Source organism: Paraburkholderia sp. MM5496-R1 (genome assembly GCF_050436205.1).
Lineage (GTDB): Bacteria > Pseudomonadota > Gammaproteobacteria > Burkholderiales > Burkholderiaceae > Paraburkholderia > Paraburkholderia tuberum.
Genome location: NZ_JBNDLT010000003.1, coordinates 1711381 through 1728857 on the forward strand (window position 1 = coordinate 1711381; position 17477 = coordinate 1728857).

Below are 17477 nucleotides of genomic sequence, written 5' to 3' on the forward strand. Positions count from 1 at the left end.
GTGATCATCGACATTCACGGACACTACACCACCGCGCCGAAAGCGTTGGAGACGTGGCGTAACCGCCAGATCGCAGGCATCAACGGTCCTTCCGGGATGCCGAAGGGGTCGGAATTGCAGATCAGCGACGACGAGCTGCGCGAGTCGATCGAAAACAACCAGTTGAAACTGATGCGCGAGCGCGGCCTCGATCTGACGATCTTCAGTCCCCGCGCGAGCTTCATGGCGCACCACATCGGCGACTTCGAAATCTCGAGCACGTGGGCCGCGATCTGCAACGAACTGTGCTATCGCGTGAGCCGGCTGTTTCCCGAGAACTTCGTGCCGGCCGCGATGCTGCCGCAAAGTCCGGGTGTCGATCCGGCCACCTGTATTCCTGAACTCGTCAAATGCGTCGAGCAGTACGGCAATGTCGCGATCAACCTGAATCCCGATCCGTCGGGCGGCCACTGGACCAGCCCGCCGTTGTCGGACCGTTCCTGGTATCCGATCTACGAGAAGATGGTCGAGTACGACATTCCCGCAATGATTCACGTGAGCACGAGCTGCAACGCGTGCTTCCACACCACCGGGTCGCACTACCTGAATGCGGATACCACCGCGTTCATGCAATGCCTGACCTCGGACCTGTTTCGCGATTTCCCGACGCTGCGTTTCGTGATTCCGCACGGCGGCGGTGCGGTGCCGTATCACTGGGGTCGTTTCCGCGGCCTCGCGCAGGAACTGAAAAAGCCCTTGCTGAAAGACCATCTGCTGAACAACGTGTTCTTCGACACCTGTGTCTATCATCAGCCGGGTATCGACCTGCTCACGCGCGTGATTCCCGTGGACAACATCCTGTTCGCGAGCGAAATGATCGGCGCGGTGCGCGGCGTCGATCCGGAAACCGGTCACTATTTCGACGACACGAAGCGCTACGTCGAAGCCGCGGATATGAATCCGGAGCAGCGCTACAAGATCTACGAAGGTAACGCGCGGCGCGTCTATCCGCGTCTCGACGCGTTGCTGAAAACGAAGGGGCTGTGATCATGTATGAAATCGGAGTCGTCTATCGCAACATCCAGCGCGCGGATGCGGAGGTGGCAGCGAAACTCGGCGCGCTCGGTTCGGCCACCGTGCATGAAGCGATGGGCCGCACGGGCCTGCTCCAACCGTATATGCGCCCGATCTATACCGGCGCGCGCGCGAGCGGCACGGCCGTCACGGTGCTGCTGCAACCGGGCGATAACTGGATGCTGCACGTCGCGGCCGAACAGATCCGGCCGGGCGACGTCGTCGTCGCGGGCGTCACCGCACAGAGCACCGACGGTTACTTCGGCGATCTGCTGGCCACGAGCTTCAAGGCGCGCGGCGCTCATGCGTTGATCATCGACGCCGGCGTGCGCGACGTCAGCGTGCTGAGCAAAATGAACTTCCCGGTCTGGAGCAAGGCGATTTCCGCGAAAGGCACGGTCAAGGCGACGCTCGGCTCGGTGAACATTCCGGTCGTGTGCGCGGGTGCGTTGGTCACACCGGGCGACGTCGTCGTTGCCGATGAGGACGGCGTGGTCGTGGTGCCGGCGGCCGCCGCGCAAGCCGTGCTCGACAAGGCTGCGGCGCGCGAGGCCAATGAAGCCGGGAAGCGCGCGAAACTCGCCTCTGGGGTGCTCGGTCTCGACATGTACAACATGCGCGGGCCGCTCGAGCAGGCCGGACTGCGTTACAAGGACTGACAGGCGTGGTCGCAATGATCAACGATCAAGCCACGCGCGCGCCGATCACCGGCATTTCGTCGATGGCCATGCGCCAGGTGCTGGCCGGACTCGCCGCGTTCTACGAGCGGCGCACGGGGCAGGGCGTCGCCATCGAATCGGTCGGCGGCGTCGATGCGGCGCGCCGGGTCGAGGATGGCGAAGTCTTCGACATCGTCGTGCTTGCCGCCGACGCGATCGAGCGGCTCGTGGTGACGGGTTGTGTCGAGGCGGCGAGCCGCGTCGGGCTCGCGCGCTCGGGCATCGCGGTCGCGGTCGCGGCCGGAGAAACGCACCCGGACATCGCGTCCGAAGCAGCGCTGCGCGACGCGATTCTCGAAGCGCGCAGCATCGGTTACTCGACGGGGCCGAGCGGCACGCATCTACTGAAGCTGTTCGAACGCTGGGGCATTGGCGGGCAGATCGCTTCGCGTATCGTGAAGGCGCCGCCGGGTGTGCCGGTCGGCACGCTCGTCGCGCGCGGAGAAGTCGCGCTCGGCTTTCAGCAGATGAGCGAATTGATTCACGTGGCGGGCATCGACGTGCTCGGCGAGCTTCCGGCCGCCACCCGGTCCACCACGACTTTCACCGCCGCGATCTGCACGGTGGCGCGCCAGCGTGAAGCAGCCCAGGCGTTGCTGGCGTTTCTGGCCTCGCGCGAGGCCGACGGCGCAAAGCTGCAAAACGGCATGTCGCCGGCTTGATGGCGGGCGGCGCTCGCCGCCCAGGCTTGTGTCCTTGCCTTTTCCGCCTCCATCTCTTTGCGCGAGCGCATGCTCGGCTTCGAAACGCTGACAGCGCCGACCGGCACGCCCGATCGGATGGAGGAGGCAAAACGCTACGAATGAAAGCGGATTCAAGCCAGCAGCTTGCCCCACTCGTAATCGATACTGTCCGGCGTGAAGGGCAGCACGCCCGCGCCGGGCGTAAATGTAAGTTCGCCGAAATAAACGAGGTCGTCCGGCGCATACAGGTCGACGCGCACATAGTCGAAGTCTTCGCACAGACGGGCCGCGACATCGAGCACGGCCTGTAGATGCGGCGGGCGCGGAGCGGGCAACGCGCTGCGCTTGTAGTCGCCGATTGCGATATCGAGGTGATTCCAGTCGGCGTCGTACACGTCGCCGTGCGTCGCGTCGCCGAATCGATCCGAGATCACGAGGATATAGATGATCGGCCCGCCAGGACGGCCGCCAAAGCAGTGCATTTTGAAATCCGCCGGAATCTGGCCGCGCCGATCGAGCAGCAACTGCTCGAAGAAAACGCGCGGCTCGATCGTCCGATAGTGCCGCTCGCGCCCAACGTAATAGAATTCGGCGCGCAACCATTGGTCGGCGAGCTTCTTCAGCTTCTCGAACGAGGTCTCTGATTTGTTTCTCACCACTTTCGACGTAGCTGCTGCCGTGATTGGCTTTCATGACGAAAGCATCCGGCAGTGCGTCGAACACTTCGGGCGTGAATGCATCGGGCGCTGCGATCAGCGGTATCAAATGCTTGTCGCCGATTTTCCGGGCAATATATTCCCGCACCAGAAGCTTGTCGGTCAGGTCGATATAGCGCGGATCAGGATGAAGATTGCGCTGCAGGATCTTCTCATTGAACGTCACCGGACGAATCAGGTTCGGATAGCGGCCAATGCATTTGTGATGTAACAGGCTTAGGAAAAGGGCGTCCGGCAATAGCGTTTTCGCCGCTTCCTTGATTTTTCTCGCGGTAGATGGCGATTGCCCGTGCGCCGCATGCGCACCGGTGTGCAAGCCCGGCTGCCCGCAGGGCGCGGCCAGAGCACTGTCACCGGAGTGTAGGGAGGCCATGTTTTTCGGCGCGACGGCCGCATCCTGCGCGGCCAGCTCGGCGGATTTGATGATCGTCATGTTCTAATCCCTTTGCGGTCGAGTCGACGAGTCGTCCTCGGAGTAACGGGAATTGAAATCAAAGCGCCAGCGGCGCTTGCCGCAACATCTCGGTCGCGGCACTCCAGCTTTCCTCCGGCGTTAGCCAGCGTTCCTCCGCATCCACATGCTGTTGCGCGCGGAATTGCGTCGGCGACATGCCATAGCGCTCCTTGAATAGCCGCCCAAGCCGATTACCGTCGCCCATTCCGCAGCGGCGCGCAATCTTGTCGACCGGCAGATCGGTGTTCTTCAGCATCGAGCGAACGATCTCGAAGCGTGTGCGCAGCAGATATTCGAGCGGCGTCATGCCGAACTCGCATTTGAAGCGGCGCTGGAAATTGCGCTTGCTCATCGCCACCGATTCGGCCGCCTGCGCAACCGAAATAGCCTTGCTGTAGTTTTCCTTGATCCAGCGCGCCGATTCGCGAATCTTCTCCGTCGTCGTCGTGATGTTGACGTCGTCGAACTCGGAGCGGCTTTTCTCGGCGTAGCCGTTTTGCAGGATGCGGCCGATCTTGCGGGCAGTGTCGGTATTGATGTCGCGTTCGATCTGCGCGAGCGCGAGATCGGTCGGCGTCACATTGCTTTGCGTGCGCGCGGCGTCGCCGCTGTCGTCGAACAGAAAAATCGGCACGATCGATTGCAGCGGATCGTTGCAGACGACCGCGAGATTTGCACCCTGTTGCATGCCGAAAGATGCAATCGATCCTTGCAGCGAGATCCACGACAGAAAGCGGTCGTTGGATTCCGCGACTTCGGTGACGTCGCGGCAGGCCACGAAGAGCGCGTGGAAATCCGCGAGGCAGTAGCGTTCGAGGCCTTGCGTCCAGATCGATATGCCGGACGAACTGGTCACCAGACCGCCGCCGTCGGACACCACGGTAAACCGGTATGGCGCCTCTTCGCCAGCCGTTCTCTTGAACTCATTGGCAAGCCGGAACGCGTCGCCGATCGCGCCGGTACTTGCCATCGAACAATCCTGAAAGACGAATAGACCAATGTGCTTCATGACGCGAGCTTCTCCAGTCAGGAAAATCTACGCATTGAGATTAGCGCATCGATTTGGGCGAGACGAGCTTGGCCGGCATGCGTGGGTGTTTTGGCGTAATCGTCAGGATTCAAGAAATTCTTACCTCGCTATTCGCAGAAATGCGTGCTACTAATTAACGTTGCACGGAATTTTTTTCCCGATCAATTAGCGCGATTCTTGCAAGCGACATGCTGGGGCATCGGCGGAATGCGCCGAGTGGCTTGGATTCGGCGCGATTTGCGGGATAACAAGGGCATTCCTGGCACTTGAGCCGTGCAATTGGCGTTCTGTCGCGATGTACGATGCCTGTCGTATTACTCTGTTACAGCAATTGCAGATCGCAACAAGCCTTTCTGGCTTCTTTTCATTTGTAAAGGGCTCCGCATTATCGGCCAATAGCACCCTACTTTGGGCCGCCGGCGAATGCCTCGATCCTTTGCGGACTATGCTTCAGCGCAACATCGAGAGAGAAATTGTCAATCGCGGATTACGTGAATGGCGGGCTTCGCATTTGCTGATTCGTGAGAAGAACAATCGGCAATACCGCGGTGGATAAGCAATAGGTGTGTAGCCTTCCGTGGTTCGAGAGGTCCCGAACACGGCTCCCCGACCTAACCCGACACAGCACGTCGCTTCGCCGTGCTGCCAGCCAATCGAGGGTCTATCCGGCCGGCGGCATAAATAGCGACGTGGCGACGCAAAGCGATCGCCGATCGTTTTGTTTCATCAACCTGCAAGGATCAGACCGGTGGATTACTATCCGCAAAACTCGCTCTATCCCGCTGTTGATACCGAGCGTAGACAACTCAGTGCCCGCGCGATGCTCACGCTAATGCGCGACCACATCTGGGAGATCGTGGTGACGACGGTCGTCGTCCTCACGTTCGCGGTCGCGTATCTCCTGATTGCCACGCCTATCTATTCCGCTGACGTAATCATTCGCGTGGACCCACCCGAGCCAAATGCCCTCGGACTCGCGTTGCAGAACCAGGAACTGTTGCCGCCACCGACGCCGTCGTCGGTAACCGAAATGGCGGTCATGGAAAGCCGTGCAGTTTTGCAGCCGGTGATGGACCAGTTCCGTTTCGACATTTCGGTGAAGCCGCACAAGCTTCCGGTTCTCGGCGACATCGCCGAAAAATTCGCTACACCGGGACAGCCCGCGGCGCCGTGGCTCGGGCTGAAATCGTTTGCATGGGGCGGCGAGCGTGTGCAGATCGCCGCGCTCGACGTGCCGCGCGAACTCGAGGAAGAGAAGCTGACCTTGACCGCGCTCGACAATGGCGCCTTCGAATTGCACGGCCCGTCCGGCGAGTTGCTGGCGAGAGGCACGGTCGGCATGCCGCTCAAGCAGAACGGCGTGTCGATGCTCGTGAAAGAACTCGATGCGCGGCCGGGTACGAAGTTCGAGGTGATCCGCTGGAATGAGCTCGATGCCATCAAGCGCTTCACCAGTCTCGTCAAGATTGGCGACAAGGTGAAAGACTCCGGGCTGATGCAAATCCAGTACCGCGACAAGAGTCCGGACAAAGCCGCGGCCGTCGCCAATGCATTGGGAGAGCAATACCTCGCATCCGCGGTGGCGAGCCGGCAAGCGAACGACACGCAGACGCTCGCGTTTATTGACGGCGAACTCCCGCGTCTACTCGGCGAATTGCGAAAAGCCGAGGAAGCGCTGAAGAACTTCCGCTCGCGCTCGCAATCGATGCAGCCGACCAACGAGGCGCAAGCCTATTTGCAGGGCGGCCTCGATCTCGACAAGCAGATCGCGGCGCTGCAATTGCAGCGCACGCAAATGCTCGAGCGCTATACGGGACAGAGCCGCTGGGTGCAGAACGTCGACGAGCAACTGGCGCAATTGAAAGAAGCGAAAGCGAAATTCTCCGACCATTTCAACGGCATGCCCGCGTCGGAACGCGCGAGCGTCGATCTGATCCGCGCGCAGAAGGTCGCGGAAACGGTGTATCTCGGCATGGTGCAGAAGGCCGAGCAATTGCAGGTTCGCCGCGCCAGCACGACGGGCGGCGCGCATATTCTCGATCGCGCGATCAGACCGCATATGCCGGTCATGCCACAGCCGATTCTCGTGCTCGGCGGCGGATTGGTGCTCGGTATCGTGTCCGGCGTCGTGTTGGTCTTCATGCGCCGCCACGTGATGATCGGCGTGACCGACCCGCGCTATGTCGAGCGCCAGATGAGCGTGCCGGTGTTTGGCGAGATTCTGTTCAGCCATCAGCAACTGCTGCTCGACCGCGATGCGACCGCGGGGCGCAAATCGCTGCCGGCAGCAGCCGGGCGCGGCCATCCGCCGATGCAGAAGAGTCTGCACGAGATTCAGTTCGATTCCGGCGTCCAGAACAGGATTCTCGCCGCGCGCTTTCCACACGACACGTCGGTCGAAGCGCTGCGCAGCGTACGGACCGCCGTCACGCGCGATCTCGCGCATGCACGCAACAACATCGTGATGATCATCGGGCCCACGCCCTCGGCCGGCAAGAGCTTCGTCGCCGCGAATCTGGCGATCCTGCACGCTGAAATCGGCTCACGGGTGGTGCTGATCGATGCCGACATGCGACGCGGTCATCTCGCCTCGCTATTCAACGAGAGCAATCGTGGAGGCCTTTCCGAAGTACTGTCCGAACGCCTGCCGCTCCGCAATGCGCTGCGCTCGACCCGCATCGACGGATTGACGTTCCTGTCATGCGGCGTGCGCCCGGAGAACCCCGCCGCGCTGCTGATGAGGCCGCACCTGAAGGATGTGCTCGAGCGGCTGTCGAGCCAGTTCGATCTGGTGATCATCGATACGCCGCCTTTCCTCGCGGTCACCGACGCCTCGATCGTCGCGAACGAGGCGGGCGCATCTCTGCTCGTGCTGCGCTCGGGCATGCAAAGCGAGGAGGAGATCGCCGACACGCTCAGAAAGGTGGAACGCGCGGAAGGGCGCATCGCGGGCGCGGTGTTCAACGGCATTCCGCTGCGTCGAAGCACGAAGAACTATGGCTACGAAACGAACTATGCCAGCGATTTCGGCGAAAACGACGTCGGACAGCAAGCGCCGCGAGGCGCCTGAGCGTGTGGAGACCCCAACGCGGTAAAGCGCGTTCGCGATGGCGTAAAACGGAGAACCAGATGGCCTTTGCAATCAACGGAAAGTTTACTTCTCAGTCCATCACGGGGGTTCAACGCGTTGCGTATGAGCTGACGCGGGCCATGCAGATGCGCGCCGCGCCCGGTGATGAACCGGAAGTGTTCGTGCCGCAAAACGCCGTCGAGCCGGGGGCGCTGCTCAAACCGCAACGGCGCTTTCCGTGGCTGCGCGGCACGCTGTGGGAGCAGATCACGCTGCCAGTCGCCGCCCGCGGCATCACGCTGCTGAGTCTGTGCAATACGAACCCGCTGTTCAAGCACAGTCAGGTCGTGATGGTTCACGACATGGCCGTCTTTGACGTGCCGCAGGGCTTTTCGAGGAAATTCCGGCTCTGGTATCGCATCTGTTTCGCGCTCTTGCCGCGCACGCATCCGATCGTTCTGACGGTCTCGACGTTTTCGAAAATGCGTATCTGCCATCACCTGAAAATCGACGAATCGCGTGTGAAAGTGGTGGCGCCCGGCGCGGATCATTTCGACCGGATCGTTGCCGACCCCTCGGTGCTGCAACGGCTCGAATTGAACAAGGACGCCTATTGCGTGATCGTCGGCAGTCTCGATCCGCGCAAGAATCTGCGCGGTGTGCTCGATGCGATCGTGCGGCTCGGGCATCTGCGCGACGTCAAATTCGTCATCGTGGGAAAACAGTATCCGCGCATCTTCAGCGGTGCAGGCGTCGAGCATCCTGTGCATTCGCGGCAGGTCGTGTGGGCAGGTTTCGTGTCGGACGCGGAGTTGAAGGCACTGTACGAGAGCGCTGGCTGCCTCGTGTTTCCGTCGTTATACGAAGGTTTCGGCCTGCCGCCTCTGGAAGCGATGTATTGCGGCTGTCCGGTGATCGCGTCGGCGCGCACGTCGATACCCGAAGCATGCGGCGATGCCGCAATGTACTGCGACGCGACCTCCGCGGACGACATCGCCGCAAAGATCGCGCAGATGATGAGCGACGCCGATCTTCGCCAACGTTATCGCAGCGCGGGGCTGCTGCATGCGCGCGAGTTTCGCTGGGAGCGCGCGGCGCAAACGGTGCTCGAAATCCTCGATGTCAAGACTGGCGAGCGGCTGCCCGAACTGACGCCGCGCGCGTCCGCGAGCTAGCGATGGGTGGGCACGAACATGGATCGCATGAAGACCCGTGCTGGCAGAAGACGTGCATTGCGCACACTCGCCGCGTTGGCGGCGGGTGCGGCCGCGCCGTTGTCGACTCTCAGGCCCGCTCTCGCATTGGTACCGGACCCAGCGCCCGCGAACGCGCGCGCCCGCATGATGACCGATCTGATCGGCACGAACGGCTGGGCCGGATCGGAAGCCGACATCGAGATGTGGCGAGCGATGGGCATTAGCTGGGGCCGTGACACGGTCGGCCCTGGTCAACCTGATCGGCCCGGCGAGGCGATGCGCATCGACAAAACGAGCTCGGCGTTCGATATCGATCTGCCGTCGGCACTGTTGCGAAACGAACGCAATGGAATCGGTTCGCTGTTGATGCTCGGCTATACGCCGAGATGGAATGCGACTGTGCCGGGCGACAGCAATTCGGCACCCGTCGACGTGGATGCGTGGAAGCAGTATGTCGACGCGGTGGTGCGCAAGTATTCGGCGCCGCCTTATAACCTGCGCTATTTCCAGGTCTGGAACGAGGCGGCCGGCAAATTGTCCGGCGGCTTGCCTCAGTCCGTGTTCTGGCACGGCCCGGAGTTCAGCAAGGACGAAAAACGCTCGAAACCGTACGAACGCGCAATGCAGGATTACGTCGAGCGGATTCATATTCCGGCGGCCCGCATCATTCGCAGTTATCGCGCATATGTAGTGTATGGCGGCTGGCCGGACCAGGGCGGCCTCGATAACTTCCACCGCTGGCTCGAATATCGCAGTCCGGTCTTGAAAGAGCGCATGCTCGATTGGGTCGACTACGTCGACACGCACTACTTGCCGGTTGCCGATATGGAATCGCTGTACCAGCGATATGTGAAGAACGGTCCCGCGCGCGGCATCTGGCAAACGGAGATCGGCAACGAGTACATGAAAGACCCGCACTATTTGCCGCGTTATTTCTTCGACTTCGCGGTGTGGGCGCTCGGCAGGAATTGGGACGACCCGAACAAGTACCTGTCGATGATCTATCACTGGGACGGCTATGAACCTTTTCGTCTCACGCATCCCGGCCCGCCTGAACGAACCTACAACGTTTCCGGTCGAAGCTTGGTCGTGTTGCATCAAACAGCGGGTGGGCATCTGGCGAGTTTTTCGAAGCCGCTGCAATGCGGTCCGGGTGTTGCTGCGAATGCCTTGTTTTCCGGCAACGACCTCGTGATGCAGGTGAGCAGCAGCGCGGGCTGGCAGAATATTTCCATCGGCGGGCTGCAGCCGCTGCGCTCCCACGCGGTGCAGGTCGATTTCATCGATGCGCTGAGCGGCGAGGCGAGCGCACGGGACAAGGTTGCATCGAGTTGGGACGACGATTTGATGAACGTGCGATTCAAGGTACCCGACCAGGTGAACGGCGCTGGTAATAATCCGCCCAAACATCTGGCTTATCTCGTGGTGCGTCGTGTGACGCAGGCAGTGGCATAGCGATATTTCGCGAGCATGACGACCGCCGGGAGCCGGCGGATCGAACCTGACGGATAGCGTTGACACATCATGAAGCAGGTCACCATTGCGATTTGCAACTACAACTACGAGCACTATCTGGCCGCGGCGATCGACTCGGCGCTCGCGCAGGATTATCCGGCGACCACCGTCATGGTCGTCGACGATGGCTCGACCGACGGTTCGCGCGCGATCATCGAAAGCTATGGCGATCGCGTACTGACGTTGTGCAAGAAAAACGGCGGGCAAGTATCCGCCTACAACTATGCGATCACGTCGCTCACCACCGAGTATGTGATCCTTCTCGATTCCGATGACGTGCTGTACCCATCCGCGGTTACCGAAGTCATGCGCTTTTTCGAGGACGGCGAGTGGGCCAAGGTGCAATTCCGGCTCGACGTGATGGACAACAAAGGCGCATTGACGGGCGCCTATGTGCCGAATAGCGAGCCGCCACACGACTGCGGCAGGCTGCTGCGCGGCGGGTGGCTCTATCCGTCCCCGCCCGCGTCTGGCAATGCTTACCGGGTGAGCGCGCTCAAGCAGATCTTCCCGGTTCCCGAAGAGGGCGTGAATCGCTATGGCGCGGACTTTTATGCGATCTATGGCGTCGCGCTGGCTGGACCGATCGCTACCGTGTCGAAGTCGCTAGGCGGCTACCGGGTGCATAACGCGGGCAGTGAAACGGTGTCGTTCGCGAACTCGGAACAACTGACGAAAGCACCGCGCGCGTTCAACATGCGCTGGGCCATTCTGCGCAATATCGCCAAAGATCGGCTCGACATAGAACTACCGGCAACATTTCTCGACTTCTCACACGAGAAAGCGACATTCTGCTCTTCCGTTTATCGCGCGACCCTGTTCCGGCGTTGGCATTGGATGATCCTCGATTCGCGCAACTATCTGCACACGATCATTGCAAATCCGTTCTGGAGCCTGAAGAAGAAGCTCGGCACGCTCGTACTGTCGAGCCTGTGTCTCGTGCCTTATTCGCCGCTGTCGGATTTCGCGGTGCGTTATATCGCGAACCCGCTCGCGCGCCGTCGCGTCGCAAGACGCTGAGGCGAAGGAGGACGGCATGGATAGACGAACGAGCGCCAACCTGATCGTATTTGTTTACGCCGGTTATTTCATGAGGTACGTGTACCTCATGATCGTCGTGCCGTTCTATGGCCGGGTGCTCGGCGTGGCCGAATACGGCCGGGTACTCGCGTCGATGTCGCTGATGAACGTGATATGGATGCTCGTCGGCTTCGGCTTTACCTTCGTCGGCATGCGCGAGGTGGCGAAAGCGCAGTCGACCCAGGAATGCAATGCGATCTATTCGCTGCATGTCAGCGCGCGGCTGACACTCGCCGTGATCGGCGCGGGCATCGGCATCATTGCGACGTTCTGTTCACCGTTACTGTCGGAGCGGCCGCTGATCGGCCTGCTCGCGACCTTGCTAGGTATCGTGTCGGCATGCAATCTCGGCTGGCTGTTTCAGGGGCGGCAACACATTCGAACGCCGATCATGATCGAAGTGTTCGGCTTCGCGCTGAGTCTCGTGCTGGTGCTGACTCTCGTCAAAGGACCGAACGATGCCGTATGGGTGTTGGCGAGTTTGCTGATTGCGGGTATGGCGTCCTTGATCATTGCCTACGGTTTGACGACGTGGCAACTCGGCTGGCCGCGTCTGGCGTTTGCCGGCGTCCTGCCGCTCGTGCGCCGGTCGACGATGCTGTTCTGCTATTCGTCCGGCTCCGTCGTGCTGACGGCATCGTCGACGTATTTGCTGACCTTGTTCTCGACGCCCGCGGAGGTGGGCTATTTCGGCGCGGCCGAGCGTTTCGCGACGATCGGACTCAGCCTGATGGCCCCCGCGGCGCAAGTCTTTATTCCGACGATAAGCCGGCAACTCGCGCAGGGCGACAAGGCGGGCGCGCATGTCACGACGCGGCGCGGCGCCATCTTGCTGCTCGGCTATGGCGTGCTCGTGCTGTGCGGCGCGTTGACGCTGTCGCCTTTCGTGTTGCCGCTGATTCTCGGCGCCGCGTTCGAGCCGAGCGTGCACGTGTTGCAGGTGTTTGCATGGATGTTCCCGTTCGCGGCTTTCAACGAGTTCGTCGCGCTCTATGTATTCGTGCCGCGCAGGAGAGACCGGGTGCTCGCGATTGCCGGCGTCGCCTCGGCGCTGGTCAATCTCACAGCGGCGCTCGTTCTCGCGCCGCGTTTTGGCGCGATCGGCATGGCCTCTGCTCGGGTGATCGGCGAAGCGGCGCTGTCGGTGACGCTGCTCAGCGTGTTGATTCGCCTCGAGCTGGTCGGGCTGTTGCCCGGCGCCGAACGTGCGCTCGAGCGGGTGCGGGTGGTGTGCGGGCTGAGTACGCAGGCGGGCGGCGCAAAGGACGATTGAAGTGGCGCGTGAGTGTGTGGGAGTTTGGGTGGATTGTCACAGGAGGTCGAAGTGAAAGTCGCTATTGTTCACGATTGGCTGGTAGTGTCCGGCGGCGCCGAGAAAGTATTGAAGAACATCATCGAGTGCTTCCCGGATGCGGACGTCTTTTCGATTGTCGATTTTCTCGAAGACCGCGATTGCGTGAAGGGGAAGTCCGTCAACACGTCATTCATCCAGAAGATGCCGTTTGCGCGAAGACGATACCGCGCCTATCTACCGTTGATGCCGATTGCGATCGAGCAGGTGGATCTGTCAGGCTACGATCTCGTCATTTCGAGTTCGCACGCGGTCGCGAAAGGCGTGTTGACCGGGCCGAACCAGATGCATATCAGCTACATTCATTCGCCGATCCGCTATGCGTGGGATCTGCAACATCAGTACCTGCGTGAATCCCATCTCGACACAGGGCTGCGCTCCGCGTTGGCGCGCGTGCTGCTTCATTACATTCGAGGCTGGGATTCGCGCTCCGCGAACGGCGTCGATCATCTCGTCGCGAATTCTCAGTTCATTGCGCGGCGTATCAGAAAGGCCTATCAGCGCGAATCGACCGTGATCTATCCGCCGGTCGATCTGGTGAACATGCCTATTGGTACGGAGAAAGAGGATTTCTACGTGACGGCGTCGCGGATGGTGCCTTATAAGCGTATCGATCTGATCGTTCAGGCCTTTTCGCAAACGCCTGAACGCAAGCTGGTCGTGATCGGCGACGGTCCCGAGATGAAGAAGATCAAAGCGGTGGCCGGCGACAACGTCCAGATTCTCGGGCATCAGCCGTCCGATGTGCTGGTCGATCATTTGCGGCGCGCGCGCGCGTTCGTGTTCGCGGCGGAAGAAGACTTCGGCATTTCGGTGGTCGAAGCGCAGGCATGCGGCACGCCGGTGATCGCCTTCGGCCGCGGTGGCGCGCTTGAATCGGTGGTGGGATTGCCGCTCGAGCGACCCACCGGGGTTTTCTTCGGTGAGCAAAGCACCGCGTCGTTGCTCGAAGCCGTTACCCGGTTCGAGAGCAACGCAGCCCTATTCGACGCACGCGTGTGCCGCAAGAATGCCGAGCGGTTTTCGTCGGAGAACTTCAAGAAGGCCCTGATGGGCTTCGTCGACGCGCGGCTTCCGTATGCGTGCGTCGAACAGTTTCTTCCCTATGCGCCGAGTCAGTCGCTGCCGGCCGAAGAACGTCATCTTGCCGACGTTACGCCCTGAGTCGGGCGCTGGGGCACGGGCTGCGCAGCTCGCGTGCCCACGTTGCCCGCCTTGCGCGCTGCGCGCGGGCCGGGCCTGAATGCGGTGGCCGCCAGCGGACGCGCGGCTAGCAGCAGCGAGATCACCAGAGAAAGAATCAATACATTCGACGGCGAAACGAGCCGATGCTCGGTTGCCGACATCACCAGCAGGCAAACCGACGAAATCTCCACGAAGCGGAACGCCGCGAACTGGCGGCCGCCCTCGACCAACGCGGCATACGCCGCCCCCTGCCTGCTCCACTCGATCAGTCTCCAGAAGAACGCGAGGATCAGCGTCAAGCCCACTACGCCGAGCTCGGCGAGGATATTCAGATACGAGTTGTGAGCGTGCGAGTCGCTGTGCTCGATCACTATGTCGGACGGCACCGCGAACAGATGGAAGTACGAGGTGAGGCTGCCGATGTGGTCGTCGAAGGAGCCGAAGCCGAGACCGACGAGCGGGCTTTGCACGAAATACGCGAGCGCTCGCGGCCACAACCACTCGTAGCGAATGTCGAGGTTGTTGACCTTGGCGTCATTGGCGTGAATCGCGAACGTATAGCCCATGTAGTCGACGTTCGGCTGGGTATGGTAGATCGCGACGGCGACCGAGGCTAGCAGCAGCACGGCTATCAGCGTGCCGAGAATCCAGCGCTTGCGGCCAAAGTACAGATAGGGCAGAACGGCCGCCGCGCCAAGCAGCGAGCCGCGGCTGTAGGTCGAAAACAGCATCAGCACATTGCAGGCGAGCAGCGCGATCAGCAGCTTGCTGCGTTTTTGCAGGTAGCACGCTACGCCGAGACAGAACAGCATCGCCAGGAAGCCGCCGGCTGCGTTGCGCGCAATGAAGTAGCTGCCGAAACTGTCGGCCGGATTAACGAAGATGCTGAACAGCCCGTTCGTGGCGATGTAGTAGACGTACATCGGCAGATTGACGACGACCGCGAAAATGAACAGCGCACGCAGTACCTTGTGCAGATCCCAGCGGTGCGCATACACGAAACCGGCAAAAATGGGCGCATAGGAAATGAAAAAATTGCCGTCGCGCCGATAAAAGTCGAACTCGAGGAACGACTGCGGATCATAGAGCAGCGTCGAGACCGTCGCGAGCACCGTGAAAGCGGTAAGCGGCGCGATGAACGCGGGATAACTGCGGCCGTAAAAGCGCCATGCCAGCAATAGCAACGGGACAAAGCCGATCGCACTGATGGGCACGAAATTCGTGACCGTCAGGAAAAGTGCGACTAGCGAAATATAGGCCATTGCAACTCCAGAAAAACGAATGGCGCGCCGGTTGGGGTTGTGCCCATGCGCTGGATGATGGCGAGATTGGAACAGCGGAAAACTCACAGTGTGGGCCGCGCGGGGATGAATGCCACGGGACGTTCATTAAACGGTAGCACGTGTCGCTGCTTATTTCCAATCGTGCGCCCTGCAATAGAAGTGCAAGCTCGTTCGCAAGCTTGTTAAATCAAGTCCGCGAGCACCGCCAAAACTTCCGCGCTTCGCGCCAGATGGGCTGCGTCGCAATGCGGTCTCACTATGATGAATTCATCGGGGCACGATGTCGACTAGATCCGATGCAGGTCGTTTGCCGCATTCGATCTTTTGTTTCAATCGTTTTCCGGTCGTCGTTGTCGAGCAGACCATTGCGATTCGGCCAGTCAGTTTCCGTCCTTCCCGATCGAGCCGGATTCGCTGTAGGCGCATGCATCTTTCACTGCGAACTGAACTACTGGTCTGGTCCGTTTGACGCGCACGCCCTGTCATAAATCACATCAGACGGTATTTGCGTGGATCGCGGCACACCGCGTTATGCGGTGTCCTCGAGGGAAACGCGTTCCCGAGCCGGTTTCAATGCGAAGGAGTGAGCGATGGGCAAGGTTACCGCGGCAGCAGCCGCAGCGGATGTCGAAACGATACGACAGGATTCTGCCGAGGCGGAGTTGCCGACGCTCGTGCAGGTGATTCTCGCCGGTGGTTCCGGCACCCGGTTGTGGCCGGTGTCGCGCGAACAGTTTCCAAAACAACTGATCGACGTGATCGGCAATCAGACCTTGCTGCAAGCAACCATGGGGCGCATGGCGGGTTTTGATGGCGCATGGAACGTCGCGGCCGATCCCGTGATCGTCTGCGGAACCGATCATTATTTCGCCACTTACGAACAGGCGCGCGAGATCGGCGTGAACGCTCGGATCGTGGTCGAACCCGCGCGTCGCGATACGGCGCCGGCATTGACGCTTGCCGCGTTGACGGCATGCGCGGAAGACGAAGACGCCATTCTGGTCGCAATGCCCGCCGACCATGCGATCGCGAATCTCGAAGCGCTTCACCACGCGCTGGACATCGCCGCGAGGCATGCGCGCGACGGCGCGATCGTCACGCTAGGCGTACCGCCCGAACGGCCCGACAGGGGCTTCGGTTATATCCGGCTCGGCGACGCGTTGCCAGACGGCGCGCGCCGCATCGAGCGCTTCGTCGAGAAGCCCGCGACGGAACTCGCGGCCCAGTACGTCGCGTCGGGCAATTACTGGTGGAATAGCGGCATCTTCGTGGTGCGAGCGTCGGTTTGGCTCTCCATCATCGAGCAGTTTCAGCCGGACATGCACGCGGCCTGCGTTCAGGCATACCGCGACGCGAAGAAGACTGAAGAATGCATCATGCCGGACGCCGAGGGGTTTCTGGGATCGCCGTCCGACTCGATCGACTATGCGGTGATGGAACAGCTTGGCAATCCGGAGTCGGCGTTTTCCGGCGTCGTGGTGCCGCTCGAAGCAGGCTGGTCCGATCTCGGCTCTTGGGATGCCGTATGGCAAGCGATGGAGAAGGACGACTGCGGTAACGCGGCCAGCGGCCGCGTGCTGTTCGAAGGGGCCACCGCGACCTACGCACGCTCGCAAGGAGGCAGGCTTCTCGCCTGCGTCGGCACCAGCAACATGATCGTGATCGAAACCGACGACGCGGTGCTCGTCGCGGATCGCTCGCATGTGCAGGACATCAAGGGACTCGTGTCGCGGATCAGGGCCGAGAAGTCGCCGGAGGCCGATGCGCACAGAAAAGTGCGTCGCCCGTGGGGCTTTTATGACTCGATCGATCATGGCGAGCGCTTTCAGGTGAAGCGCATCGTCGTGATGCCCGGCGGCCGTCTGTCGTTGCAGATGCATCATCATCGCGCCGAGCATTGGGTCGTGGTGTGTGGAACCGCACACGTCACGCGCGGGCAAGAGCAGTATCTTCTTGGCGAAAACGAATCGACCTATATCCCGTTGGGTGTTCGCCATCGGCTCGAAAATCCGGGCCGCGTGCCGCTGCAGATCATCGAGGTGCAGTCGGGTACTTATCTCGGCGAAGACGACATCGTTCGTTTCGACGACAAGTACGGGCGTTGTGGCTGATGCGACGGAGTCGACGTGCTACGTCCTATGA

At 61.0% G+C, this 17477-nt stretch carries 12 protein-coding genes and 1 pseudogene; 10 read left to right on the top strand and 3 right to left on the bottom strand.

The genetic code is table 11. From position 1 onward, the window contains the following. Genes OKW38_RS34150 through OKW38_RS34160 form a run of 3 tightly spaced genes read left to right on the top strand, consistent with a single transcriptional unit; the run spans window position 1 to window position 2434 of the window. The gene (locus tag OKW38_RS34150; protein ID WP_429365091.1) at window positions 1-1026 is read left to right on the top strand and encodes an amidohydrolase family protein; all 1026 of its coding nucleotides are present in this window, start codon (window positions 1-3) and stop codon (window positions 1024-1026) included. Between the two features lie 2 nt (window positions 1027-1028). After that, window positions 1029-1712, top strand: a complete 684-nt coding sequence (gene ligK, locus OKW38_RS34155; protein WP_429365092.1) for a 4-carboxy-4-hydroxy-2-oxoadipate aldolase/oxaloacetate decarboxylase — start codon at window positions 1029-1031, stop codon at window positions 1710-1712. A 14-nt stretch (window positions 1713-1726) separates the two neighbouring features. Beyond that, complete coding sequence (locus tag OKW38_RS34160; RefSeq protein WP_429365093.1) at window positions 1727-2434, top strand: substrate-binding domain-containing protein; 708 nt, start codon at window positions 1727-1729, stop codon at window positions 2432-2434. Window positions 2435-2586: 152 nt separating this feature from the next. Here the strand turns inward: OKW38_RS34160 and OKW38_RS34165 are convergent. Together OKW38_RS34165 and OKW38_RS34170 are read right to left on the bottom strand one after the other, a co-directional pair. Continuing rightward, window positions 2587-3604, bottom strand: a pseudogene (locus OKW38_RS34165) (ATP-grasp fold amidoligase family protein). Window positions 3605-3662: 58 nt separating this feature from the next. Further along, window positions 3663-4595 (bottom strand): GlxA family transcriptional regulator, encoded by a 933-nt coding sequence (locus OKW38_RS34170; protein ID WP_429334293.1) that lies wholly within the window; start codon window positions 4593-4595, stop codon window positions 3663-3665. Window positions 4596-5403: 808 nt separating this feature from the next. On the opposite strand from OKW38_RS34170, the gene OKW38_RS34175 reads away from it, so the two are divergent. From OKW38_RS34175 to OKW38_RS34200, 6 genes are all read left to right on the top strand, one after another. After that, complete coding sequence (locus OKW38_RS34175) at window positions 5404-7725, top strand: polysaccharide biosynthesis tyrosine autokinase (RefSeq protein WP_429365094.1); 2322 nt, start codon at window positions 5404-5406, stop codon at window positions 7723-7725. A 59-nt stretch (window positions 7726-7784) separates the two neighbouring features. Then, window positions 7785-8900, top strand: coding sequence for a glycosyltransferase family 4 protein (locus OKW38_RS34180; RefSeq protein ID WP_184067466.1), 1116 nt, complete (start codon window positions 7785-7787; stop codon window positions 8898-8900). A gap of 18 nt (window positions 8901-8918) precedes the next feature. Next, the gene (locus tag OKW38_RS34185; protein WP_429365095.1) at window positions 8919-10376 is read left to right on the top strand and encodes a hypothetical protein; all 1458 of its coding nucleotides are present in this window, start codon (window positions 8919-8921) and stop codon (window positions 10374-10376) included. Between the two features lie 69 nt (window positions 10377-10445). After that, window positions 10446-11456, top strand: a complete 1011-nt coding sequence (locus OKW38_RS34190; protein WP_429365096.1) for a glycosyltransferase family 2 protein — start codon at window positions 10446-10448, stop codon at window positions 11454-11456. A gap of 16 nt (window positions 11457-11472) precedes the next feature. Beyond that, window positions 11473-12789 carry a lipopolysaccharide biosynthesis protein gene (locus OKW38_RS34195; protein WP_429365097.1) on the top strand — a complete coding sequence of 439 codons (1317 nt, stop codon included), beginning with the start codon at window positions 11473-11475 and terminating at the stop codon, window positions 12787-12789. A gap of 51 nt (window positions 12790-12840) precedes the next feature. Beyond that, on the top strand, window positions 12841-14031 hold the full coding sequence (locus OKW38_RS34200) for a glycosyltransferase family 4 protein (RefSeq protein WP_184039594.1): 1191 nt from the start codon (window positions 12841-12843) through the stop codon (window positions 14029-14031). On the opposite strand, the gene OKW38_RS34205 is transcribed toward OKW38_RS34200, so the two are convergent. Further along, a complete protein-coding gene (locus OKW38_RS34205) occupies window positions 14007-15314 on the bottom strand; it encodes an O-antigen ligase family protein (RefSeq protein WP_429365098.1) in 1308 nt (435 codons plus the stop codon). The genes OKW38_RS34200 and OKW38_RS34205 overlap by 25 nt on opposite strands. Before the next feature lie 611 nt (window positions 15315-15925). On the opposite strand from OKW38_RS34205, the gene OKW38_RS34210 reads away from it, so the two are divergent. Then, entirely contained in the window at window positions 15926-17446 is a 1521-nt protein-coding gene (locus OKW38_RS34210; RefSeq protein ID WP_090809182.1) for a mannose-1-phosphate guanylyltransferase/mannose-6-phosphate isomerase, read from the top strand. Window positions 17447-17477 lie beyond the last annotated feature (31 nt).